Origin of the sequence: Streptomyces sp. NPDC091281 (assembly GCF_044757425.1) — a bacterium.
Lineage (GTDB): Bacteria > Actinomycetota > Actinomycetes > Streptomycetales > Streptomycetaceae > Streptomyces.
Window position 1 is genome coordinate 415,875 of sequence record NZ_JBIVUY010000008.1, and the last position, 10,660, is coordinate 426,534.

At 74.0% G+C, this 10,660-nt stretch carries 7 protein-coding genes; 4 read left to right on the forward strand and 3 right to left on the reverse strand.

All coding sequences use genetic code 11. From position 1 onward, the window contains the following. Nucleotides 1-102 precede the first annotated feature (102 nt). Nucleotides 103-2,196 carry a sigma-70 family RNA polymerase sigma factor gene (locus ACIQPQ_RS23115; protein WP_401306427.1) on the reverse strand — a complete coding sequence of 698 codons (2,094 nt, stop codon included), beginning with the start codon at nt 2,194-2,196 and terminating at the stop codon, nt 103-105. A 475-nt stretch (nt 2,197-2,671) separates the two neighbouring features. Beyond that, complete coding sequence (locus ACIQPQ_RS23120) at nt 2,672-3,463, reverse strand: TetR/AcrR family transcriptional regulator (RefSeq protein WP_401306430.1); 792 nt, start codon at nt 3,461-3,463, stop codon at nt 2,672-2,674. Between the two features lie 399 nt (nt 3,464-3,862). Between ACIQPQ_RS23120 and ACIQPQ_RS23125 the strand changes: the two genes are divergently transcribed. From ACIQPQ_RS23125 to ACIQPQ_RS23135, 3 genes are all read left to right on the forward strand, one after another. Further along, nucleotides 3,863-5,239 (forward strand): NAD(P)/FAD-dependent oxidoreductase, encoded by a 1,377-nt coding sequence (locus tag ACIQPQ_RS23125; RefSeq protein ID WP_401306432.1) that lies wholly within the window; start codon nt 3,863-3,865, stop codon nt 5,237-5,239. Between the two features lie 277 nt (nt 5,240-5,516). Next, nucleotides 5,517-7,193, forward strand: a complete 1,677-nt coding sequence (locus ACIQPQ_RS23130; RefSeq protein WP_401306434.1) for a SpoIIE family protein phosphatase — start codon at nt 5,517-5,519, stop codon at nt 7,191-7,193. Nucleotides 7,194-7,276: 83 nt separating this feature from the next. Next, nucleotides 7,277-8,074, forward strand: a complete 798-nt coding sequence (locus ACIQPQ_RS23135) for a class I SAM-dependent methyltransferase (protein ID WP_401306436.1) — start codon at nt 7,277-7,279, stop codon at nt 8,072-8,074. A gap of 75 nt (nt 8,075-8,149) precedes the next feature. On the opposite strand, the gene ACIQPQ_RS23140 is transcribed toward ACIQPQ_RS23135, so the two are convergent. Next, a complete protein-coding gene (locus ACIQPQ_RS23140) occupies nt 8,150-9,442 on the reverse strand; it encodes an MFS transporter (RefSeq protein WP_401306439.1) in 1,293 nt (430 codons plus the stop codon). A gap of 121 nt (nt 9,443-9,563) precedes the next feature. Between ACIQPQ_RS23140 and ACIQPQ_RS23145 the strand changes: the two genes are divergently transcribed. After that, complete coding sequence (locus ACIQPQ_RS23145; RefSeq protein WP_401306442.1) at nt 9,564-10,133, forward strand: MarR family winged helix-turn-helix transcriptional regulator; 570 nt, start codon at nt 9,564-9,566, stop codon at nt 10,131-10,133. The last annotated feature ends 527 nt before the right edge of the window (nt 10,134-10,660 follow it).

The window sequence follows — 10,660 nt, forward strand, 5'->3', positions numbered from 1 at the left end:
GGCCGGGGGTACTACGGGTAGGGGGTCGGGGCGGGTGCCGGCGTACGGCCGTACGCCGAGCGACGGGTACCCGTACTCCCCGCCGGCCCGGCCCCGGTGGGGTCACCCGCAGGTGAAGCGGGACTCCGCCCAGTCCGCCAGGGCCAGCCCGTCGAGGCCGCTGCCCGGCTCGGTGACCAGGCGGACCGTCTCCCGGCCGGTGAGGTCGACGTGGACCGGGACCGCGCCCTGTCCGCCCCGGACCGTGCCGGACGACCAGAGGCGGACACCGTCGGCGTAGACGGAGAACCGGACGCGGCCGATGCCGAGGGTGAGGTCGTCGACCCCGGCGACGGCGTCGTACGCGGTGCACGCGCGGTTGAGCCGGATGCTCACCGCGGAGGCGCCCCGCACGGTCACCCCGTGCGCGTACCGCCGGTCCCCGATGGACAGGCCCTGCCGCTGCCACACCCAGCTGCTGCGCCCGAGCCGGATCTCCGGTCCGGTGCCGTCCCCAGTGAGGTCGAAGGCCAGCTCGCTGAAGCGGTACACGGCCGGGGGAGCGGGCGCCGGGGCGGGCGGCGGCGGAGTCGGGGTCGGGGTGGGCGTCGGGGTCGGGGTCGGCTCGGGGGCCGGACGCGGCGGGGCGGGGCTCGGCGCAGGGGTGGGTGGAGGGGTCGGCTCGGGGGCCGGGGTCGGGGTCGGGCTGGGGGCGGCGACCGGGGGCGTGCGGGGCGCGGGGGCCTCGGCGGCGCGCGCCGGTGGCTCGGGCGCGGGCTTCTTCGACGGCGGCGCGGGCGCGGGCGCCTCGGGCACGACGACCGGCGCCGACGCGGACGGCCGGGCCACCGGCGCGTCCACGGGGGCGTCCTCGCCGACCAGGGCCAGGGCCACCACCGCAGCGGCCACCGCGACGACCCCGGCCGCGATCCCGGCCTTCACGGGCGCCCCGAGCCCTTCCGAGGCGGCGGCCCCGCCCCCACCGGCCCCGCCCGACGAGCCGCCGCTCGCCGCGGCGGCGGCACCCGCGACCCCCGCCGCCCCGGCGCCGGTGCCCCCGGCGATGAGCGCGGCGGCCTTGGCGTACCCGGCGGCCCCGAACCAGCCGATGACGGCGACCGGCACGACGGCCGGGATGCTGCTGGCGACCTCCTCGATCTGGAGCGCCGCCAGCCGGCACTTCGCGCACTCCTCCAGATGCTTGCGCAGCCCCCGCTCGGCGCGCGTACGCAGCCTGCGGCGGGCGTACGTGCCGAGCTGGTCGGCGTAGCGCGCGCACTCCTCGTCGCTGGTGAGGGTGGCGCTCACATGGGCCTGGAGATAGGCCTGCTTGAGCCCTTCGCGGGCGCGGCTGGCCAGCACGCGCGTGCCGTTGGCGTCGAGCCCGAAGAGGGTGGCGACCTCGCTGGGCGACTCGTCCTCCACCTCGGTGTGCCACAGCACGGCCTGCCAGCGCTCCGGCAGCGACCGGAAGGCCCGCATCGCCATCGACTGCTCGGCCTCGTGCATCGCCTGGACGTCCGCGCCGAGATCGAGGGTGTCGTCGCCCGACACCTCGGCGGGGCGGGCGGACTGCGCGGCGAACACCGCGAAGTCGTCGACGAGCTGCTCCCGCTTCGCCGACTTCGTCCACCCGGCGGCGACCCGGCGCACGGAGGTGAGCAGATAGGCGCGTACGGCGTGCTCGGGCCCGGCGCCGCCGCGTACCGCCTGGAGCATCCGCGCGAACACCTCGGCGGTCAGGTCGTCGGCGGTGTGCGCGTCCCGGCAGCAGGTACGGGCGTAGCGGCGTACGGCGTCGGCGTGGCGCCGGTACAGCTCCTCGTACGCGCTGTCGTCGCCGCCCCGCATCCGCGCCACGAGGTCGGTGTCGGCCGGGGGCACCTCCCGCAGCGGCGGCAGGACACTGTCCGTCCGCCCCTCGCGCTGCGCGGGCACACTGCCCTCGAACGGCCCGGCGACCGGCGTGGGCCCACCGCTCTCGAAGGGGACCGTGTCTCCATTGAAGGGGACGCTGTCCGCTCCGAACGGCACGGGCTCCCCACCCGGCGGAGTGCCCGCGCGCGTGCCCTGGTTGGGCACCTGCGGGGTCTGCGGGTGCTGGGGGGTCCGGGGAGGCTGCGAGTCCCGGGGCGCCGGTGGGCTCTGCGGTGAGGGGCGGCCCCCGGCCTCGGCAGCACCGTCACCCGATGACTCGTCCCTGCCGTCAACGCCCATCGCGGAAGCCCCCGCCGCCTGCCGAACCCGTCCGGATTACCGGCTCAGAGTGCCATATTGGCTTTTGGTCAGCAGCCCCCGGTGCGGGCCGTCCACTCGTCCGTGGGGACTTGGCGCCGTCCCATGGTCACGCTCACCCGGAAGGGGTAGATTCAACTGCCCTTCCGTGGGCATCAGTTGGCCCGCGCGCCCCGCGCGCGGCGGCGGCCCGGCACGCACCGCCCCTCCGGGGAGGGGCCCGGCGGCGGCCCCGCTTCTCACCTCTTCGAGTGCCCCACGCGACCTCTGCCTGACGCCTCTACGCCTCCGGCCCCTCAAGCGCCCCGCTGCGGCCCTTCCCGAAGCCCCGGCAGCCCGAAGCCCCGCGAAGCCCCCCCCGCGGCCTTGGGCCCCGCGAAACTCCCGGCGACCCCACCACCCCCCGACGTTCCAGGCCCCGCCCTACGCCCCCCCCGGGACCTGCGCCCCCCGGGACCTACGCCCCCACCGGCCGCGACCGCAGCCCCTCCAGCAGGATGTCCAGCAGCCGGGCCGACGCCGCTGCCTGCTGGGCCGGGTCCGGGAGGGACGGGGCCGCCGTCGCGATCACGAGCAGCACGTCCGACACCGACACGTCCGGCCGCAGCGCGCCCGAGGCGCGCGCCCGGTCGACGAGCTGCCCCACGACCTCCAGCAGCGCCGCCGCGCCCGCGTCGTCCACCCCGCCCGTCAGCCCGTCCTCCGCGACGAGCCGCAGCTCACCGGCGCCCGGCTGGGTCCGCTGCTGCGGCACCCGCGCCTCCCCGGCCGCGTGGCCCGCGCCACCGGCGCCGGGAGCCTGCTCCGTCTCGTCCTCCGCGACGCCGACCCGCAGCACCTGCGGCGGCAGCAGCCGGCCCGCGCCGGAGGCCACCGAGGTCCGCAGGAAGCGCGACAGCGCCTGCCACGGCTCGTCCTCCTGGCCCAGCGCCGCCCGCGCCTGGTCGGTCAGCCGGGAGGTCTCCTCCTCGGCGATCCGCCGGACCAGCACGTCCTTGCTGGGGAAGCGCCGGTACACCGTGCCGACCCCGACCCGCGCGCGGCGGGCCACGTCCTCCATCGGCGCGCCGTACCCCAGCTCGCCGAAGACCTCGCGCGCCGCGCGCAGTACGTGCTCCAGATTGCGCTGTGCGTCCACGCGCAGCGGTGTGGAGCGCGCGGTGTCCCCGCGTCCGCCGCCCGCCGCGCCGACCATGCCGCCGGGTCCGAGCGTGGACGCGGACGACCAGTGCGTGTCCTGAATATGCATGAACGATCCCCCGGTAATGGCGTCTCCCCCCGGAGACTCCCCGCCATCGACAAGCTCGAGGCACATGGCACAGGGGACCACCGACCCGGACCCGGCCGCCCTGCGGAACAGGACCTCACGGACCCGACGAGCGCTTCCCCCAGCACCCCGTCGCCCCACGAACATAGTTGAGAGGCAGTCAATTCAGAAGGGGCAGGTTCCGCACGGAGCGCCCCCCGATCGGAGTACGGGTCGTATACGTCCTGATTCAGCCCCTTCCCGCACCCCCCACCACCCCACCTGACCTGCGCACTCGTCCAGCAGGCCCGTCTTTCGGCCAACCATGCGCCCCGCACGCCTCCGGTCACACAAATTGTCGAGCCTGTGGACAAACCCCGGCGCCGGGTGCGTCATGGGACGGTGAAGGAACGTGCGCGCATTCTCGTTGTCGGCGGCGGCTACGTCGGGATGTACACGGCCCTGCGGCTCCAGCGGCGGCTCAGACAGGAACTCGCCCGCGGCGACGCGGAGATCACCGTCGTCACCCCCGACCCGTACATGACGTACCAGCCGTTCCTGCCCGAGGCCGCGGCCGGCGCCGTCTCCCCCCGGCACGTCGTCGTCCCGCTGCGCCGCGTCCTGCCGCACTGCCGGGTCGTCGTCGGCGAGATCACCGCCGTCGACCACGCCAAGCGCACCGCGACCCTCACCACCCTCGCCACCGCCGAGGAACACACCGGCCCCCGGCAGCTGACGTACGACGAGATCGTCCTCGCGCCCGGCTCGGTCTCCCGCACGCTGCCCGTCCCCGGTCTCGCCGACCACGGCATCGGCTTCAAGACCGTCGAGGAGGCCATCGGCCTGCGCAACCACGTCATCGAACAGATGGACATCGCCTCCTCCACCCGCGACCCCGAACTCCGCGACGCGGCCCTCACCTTTGTCTTCGTCGGCGGCGGCTACGCGGGCGTCGAAGCCCTCGGTGAACTGGAGGACATGGCCCGCTACACCACCCGCTACTACCACAACATCACCCCCGACGACATGAAGTGGATCCTCGTCGAGGCCACCGACCGCGTCCTGCCCGAGGTCGGCACCGACATGGGCCGCTACACCGTCAGCGAGCTGCGCCGCCGCAACATCGACGTCCGCCTCGGCACCCGCCTGGAGTCCTGCGCCGACCGCGTCGCCGTTCTCAGCGACGGCGCCCGCTTCCCCACCCGTACGGTCGTGTGGACCGCCGGCGTCAAGGCCCACCCCCTGCTCGCCGCCACCGACCTCCCGCTCGACGCGCGCGGGCGCCTGCGCTGCACCGCCGAACTCACGATCGAGGGCGTGCCGCACGCCTGGGCCGCCGGGGACGCCGCCGCCGTCCCCGACGTCACCGCCGCCGAACCCGGCACCCCCACCGCCCCCAACGCCCAGCACGCCCTGCGCCAGGCCAAGGTCCTCGGCGACAACCTCGCCGCCTCCCTGCGCGGCGAACCCCTGCGCACGTACGCCCACAAGTACGTCGGCTCCGTCGCCTCCCTCGGCCTCCACAAGGGCGTCGCCCAGATCTACGGCCGCAAGCTCAAGGGCTACCCCGCCTGGTTCATGCACCGCGCCTACCACCTCAGCCGCGTACCGACCGTCAACCGCAAGGCACGCGTCCTCGCGGAATGGACCCTGGCCGGACTCTTCAAACGCGAGATCGTCTCCCTGGGATCACTCGAACATCCCCGCGCCGAGTTCGAACTCGCGGCCGGTGGAAAGCCTCCGGAGGAACCACCCGACGACCCGAAGGGGTCGTCCTGACCCGATCCAGGAACTCCACCGACCGCCCCCACGTCTGACGAATGCGGGCCCGGACGACGGCCGCCCTGCCAGACTGCTCCCTGCCCACCACCGGCCCACCGCCCGCTCCCGTCCCCGAGCCCCGGCGGACCCCCGCCCGTCCCCGCGAACCACGAGGCTGTTCCCCAGTGCTGCAAACCCAGGGTGCTGCAACAATGTGCGGTCACCGCCGCGCGGCCCCCGGCGCCCAGGCCGGGCCCCGGAGCCGGCCGTCGACGACTACACGAGGCAAGGATTCGTGAACTTCACGCGCTGGAGCGCCCGGCTCCCCGGAACACAGCGCCGCGCCGCCGCGCGGGTCGAGCACCCGGTCACCGCCCCGGACCGGCGCGGCGAGGGCGCCGTCCCCGCCGCCCGCGCCGAACACCCCACCGACGAGCCGCCCGAGGGCACCCCCGCCCCCGCCGTCCCCGCCGTGGACGACCTGCCCGTCCGCGAGGTCCTCGACCGCGTCCCCGCCCTGGTCGCCCTCGTCCACGGCCCCGACCACCGCCTCGCCTACGTCAACGACGCCTACACCACCGCCTTCGGCGCCCGCCCCACCGGCGAACCCGCCGCCGACGCCCTCCCCGAACTCCGCGACCTCGGCCTCATGCCCCTCCTCGACCAGGCCCAGCGCAGCGGACGCCCCCGCACCCTCAAGTCCCGCAAGGCCCCCGACGGCCGCTCCTACACCTTCACCTGCACCCCGGTCCCCGACCAGCACGGCACCGGCTGCGGCTCCGTACTGGTCTTCGCCACCGACGTCACCGACCACGCCGAGGCCGCCGAACGCCTGCGCGCCAGCGAACGCCGCCAGCGCGAGACCGCCGTCACCCTCCAGCGCTCCCTCCTCCCGCAGGAACTGGAGGAACCCGACGACCTCCGCATCGCCGCCACCTACCACCCCGGCGGCACCGAGGCCGCCGTCGGCGGCGACTGGTACGACGTCATCACCCTCGGCGGCGGCCGCACCGCCCTCGTCATCGGCGACGTCATGGGCCGCGGCGTGCGCGCGGCGGCCGTCATGGGCCAGCTCCGCACCGCCGTCCGCGCCTACGCCCGCCTCGACCTGCCCCCGCACGAGGTCCTCCAGCTCCTCGACGGCCTCGCCGCGGAGATCGACGCCAACCAGATCGCCACCTGCGTCTACGCCGTCCACGACCCCAACGAGGGGCGGCTGGTGTACGCCTCGGCGGGCCACCTGCCCATCCTGGTCCGCGACGACAGCGGCGCCGTCCGGCGTGCCGACGAACCCACCGGCCCGCCCCTCGGCACCGGCGGCTGGCTGCACACCTCCGGCACCATCGCCCTCGGCCCCGGCTCCACCGCCGTCCTCTACACCGACGGCCTCGTCGAACGGCGCAACGAGGACCTCGACGAGGGCATCGCCGCCCTGGAGCGCGCCCTCGCCGGAGCCACCGGCACCCCGCAGGTCGTCTGCGACCGCCTGGTCCGCTCCGCGGGCGTCACCGCCGACCACGACGACGACGTCGCCGTCCTCGTCCTCCAGCACCCGCACCGCACCGGCCCCGACGGCGAGCTGTTCCGCAACGCCGCGCTGGAACTCCTCGGCGGCGTCGAAGCCGCCCCGCGCGCCCGCGCGTTCGCCTCGGGCGTCCTCACCAGCTGGCGCTTCCCCGCCGACCTGCACGACCTGGGCGTCCTCGCCGCCAGCGAACTCGTCGCCAACTCGCTCCAGCACGGCACCCCGCCGATGCGGCTGCGCCTGCGCCGCACCGACCGCCGCCTGATCATCGAGGTCACCGACGGCGACGACCACCTGCCCCGGCGCCGCCGCGCCGAACCGGGTGACGAGTCCGGCCGGGGCATCGCCATCGTCGCCACCATCGCCTCCCACTGGGGCAGCAGACGCACCCCGGGCGGCGGCAAGGCCGTCTGGTGCGAGTTCGTCCTCCCGAAGCCGACCGTGTGAAACCCGCTGCCTCCACCGCGCCACACGGCCATTCCCCCGCGCACCACCTAGGCGAACCCGCCCCCCGGTGCTACTAGCAACCCATGGCAGACGCAACGGGCTTTCACCTCAAGGGCAGCGCTCCCGAGCGCTACGAACACTACGTCGCGCCTCTCATGGCGCCCTTCGTCACCGCACTCGTGGACGCCGCGGACCTCTTCCCGGGCGCCACCGTCCTCGACCTCGCGTGCGGCACGGGCTTCGCGGCCCGCGCCGCGGCGGCCCAGGCCGGACCCACCGGCCGGGTCGCGGGCACCGACGCCGACGAGGGCATGCTCAAGGTCGCCGTCGACCGCCACCCGCGCCTCTACCCGGACATCGAGTTCACCGCGGCCCCCGCCGACGACCTCCCGCACCCGGCGGCGGTCTTCGACGCCGTCCTGTGCCAGCAGGGCGCCCAGTTCTTCCCCGACCTCGACGCGGCGCTGCGCGAGACCGCCCGCGTCACCCGTCCCGGCGGCCGCTTCGCCGCCACCGTCTGGTCCCGCCCCGAGGCCTCCCCCTACTTCGCCGCCCTGTACGAGGTCGTCCTCGCCCACGGCGGTCCCGAGGCGGGCACCCAGTACCTCTCCGCCTTCCACGCCGCCGACCGCCTCACCGCGGCCCTCACCCGCGCCGGCTACCACCGCGTCACCCGCCGCGAACTCACCTACACCGTCGCCCTCCCCCCGCTGGAGGAGTACGTCCCCGGCCACCTCTCCGCGATCCCCTGGGGCCGCGTCCTCACCGAAAGCGGCGGCCCCGAAGCCCTCGCCCGCGCCGCCGACGCCCTCCGCGCCGCCCTCCCCGCCGGGACGACCGCGTTCCCCTTCTCCGCCACCCTGGTCACCGCCGTCCGCTGACCGCCCCCGCCCGCACACGACGAAGGCGGCCGTCGCCTCCCGACGACAGCCGCCTTCCCCCGTTCACCCGCGCCCTCAGACGTCCGCGGCCACCGGCTCCGGCGCCGCCCCACCGCGCGCCACGACCCGGTTGCGCGCCGCCCACGGCTGGTCCTGCACGGCCGTGAGCCGCCGCCCCAGCCGCAGCCCCAGCACCGTGATCCCCAGCGAGAACAGCAGGAACGTCACGACGTACGGCCCGTGCAGCGACGCCCCCATCGGCCCGCCCACCGCCGGACCCACGGCCAGCGCGAGCTGCTTCACCAGGGCGAACGCCGAGTTGTACTGCCCGGCCAGCCCGCTCGGCGCGAGATCCGCCACCAGCGGCGCCACCGTCGGCGACAGCATCGCCTCCCCCAGCCCGAACAGCGCGTACGTCGACACGAAGGCCGCCGTCGCCATCGTCTGGCTCACCTGCCCGAGCCCGGCGAACCCGGCCACGGCCCACGCCACGGCCCAGATCAGGCCCACGGCCGCGATCACCCGCGACCGCTTGCGCCGCTCCACGAACCGCAGCACCGCGAACTGCGCGATCACGATCATCGCCGTGTTCGCCGCCAGCGCCGTCCCGAGCGCCGAGGTCGAGATCCCGGCCGCCTCCACGCCGTACGCGCTCAGCCCCGACTCGAACTGGCCGTAGCAGGCGAAGAACAGCACGAAGCCCAGGACGCACAGCTGCACCATGGCCCGGTTCCCGAGCAGCTCCTTCCAGCTGCCCTTCGCCGAGGCCCGCGGCGCGTCCCCGAACCCCGGCGCGTGCGGCACCCGCACGGTCACCATGACCACCACGAGCACCAGGAACATCACGGCCTCGATCGCGAACAGCAGCGTGAACGACGACACGCGCGTGGTGTCCACGAGGTGCCCGCCGATCAGCCCGCCGACGCCGAGCCCCAGGTTCTGCAGGAAGAACTGCGTCGCGAACGCCCGCGACCGCGTCTCCGCGGTCGAACAGTCCACGATCATGGTGGCGAGCGCGGGCTGCATCACGGCCTGCCCGGCCCCGACCGCCGCGGCGGAGGCGAGTACGGCGGTCGCGCTCGCGGCGAGCCCGAGACTCAGCGCGCCCACGGCGGCGGTGACCAGGGCGGCGACCAGGACCGGCAGCGGGCCGCGCCGCACGATCGCCCGTCCGGCGAACGGCAGCACGATCAGCGCGGCCACCGCGAAGACGGCCAGCACCATCCCCGCCGTCATGGCTCCCAGTCCCCGCACCTGCGCCACATAGACGTACAGGTAGGGGACGGTGAAGCCGAGTCCGAACGCGCTGAGTGCGTTGCCCACGTGAATCCGGCGCATCGCCGCGCCCTTCGCCCTGGTCACGTTCACCTCTCTCAGGTAGTTGGTGAGTCTCAGTACTTAGAACCGAAGACTTTGAAGGTAAAGTTCGAAGCTAAAGAGTACACATCAAAGGACTTTAACGCCACCGGCCCCGTGCCATACTCGGCACATGGGTGACACCCCGGACAGCACAGGCGGCAGCGGCCTCGGCGGCGAGCCGACCCTCGAAGAGCAGATCGCCGCCTACCAGCGCGAGTTCCGCGACCTGGACCCGCAGGTCGAGCAGATCGTCTCGGCCCTCTCCCGCCTGAACCGCCGCATGAACGTCGCCTACGGCCGCCAGACCGCCGCCCTCGGCGTGAGCAACGCGGAGTGGGAGGTCCTCAAGGTGCTCGTCCTGTCCGGGGCGCCCTACCGGATGGGCCCCAGCGAACTGGCCAAGCGCCTCGGCCTGACCCCGGCCGCGATGACCCACCGGATCGACCGCATGGTCGCCGAGGGTCTGGTGACCCGGCAGCGGGACGAGAACAACCGGGTCCGGGTGATCGTGGAGCTGACGCCCGAGGGCCGCGAGAAGTGGCTGGAGGCGATGCGGATGGCGACGGTCTTCGAGGAGGACCTCCTCCAGGACCTCACCGCCGAGGACCGCACCGCCCTCGGCGACGTCCTCACCCGGCTGCTGCGCCGGGTCGAGCACGCCCAGCCGGACGCCGGCGGCCGCCTCACCGACCTGGACTAAAAGATCTTGACAGGGGGTGCTTGACAGCCCCCTGGCCGATCCGTAGAGTTCTTCGGGTTGCCGCCGAGCCGTAACGGTTCTCCGGTAACACCTCCGCCGCTTGAGCGGCACATCAAACCATCAGCACGACCTCCCCTCAGGGTTAATTCGGCATGCCCGAATTCAATTCGAAGGGGACCGGCAGCCCGATTAGCGCTCGCCGGGACACGTCCGCTAAGGTTTGAGACGTCGGAACGGCCCAACAGCCGGAAAGACAACCCCCTCTGACGGGGAATCAGCGCCGAAAGGATCTGATACAGTCGGAACCGCCGGAAAGGAAAACCGCGAGAACGAAGCGGGAAACCTGGAAAGCGCCGAGGAAATCGGATCGGAAAAGGATCTGATAGAGTCGGAAACGCAAGACCGAAGGGAAAATGCCCGGAGGAAAGCCTGAGCCGGTTGGCTGGGGTGAGTACGAAGGAAGCGTCCGTTCCTTGAGAACTCAACAGCGTGCCAAAAGTCAACGCCAGATATGTTGATACCCCGTT

Bases quoted from the DNA above. Each gene is read 5' to 3' on its own strand.
- ACIQPQ_RS23115 (WP_401306427.1), bottom strand. From the start codon at position 2,196: ATGGGCGTTGACGGCAGGGACGAGTCATCGGGTGACGGTGCTGCCGAG.
- ACIQPQ_RS23120 (WP_401306430.1), bottom strand. From the start codon at position 3,463: ATGCATATTCAGGACACGCACTGGTCGTCCGCGTCCACGCTCGGACCC.
- ACIQPQ_RS23135 (WP_401306436.1), top strand. From the start codon at position 7,277: ATGGCAGACGCAACGGGCTTTCACCTCAAGGGCAGCGCTCCCGAGCGC.
- ACIQPQ_RS23145 (WP_401306442.1), top strand. From the start codon at position 9,564: ATGGGTGACACCCCGGACAGCACAGGCGGCAGCGGCCTCGGCGGCGAG.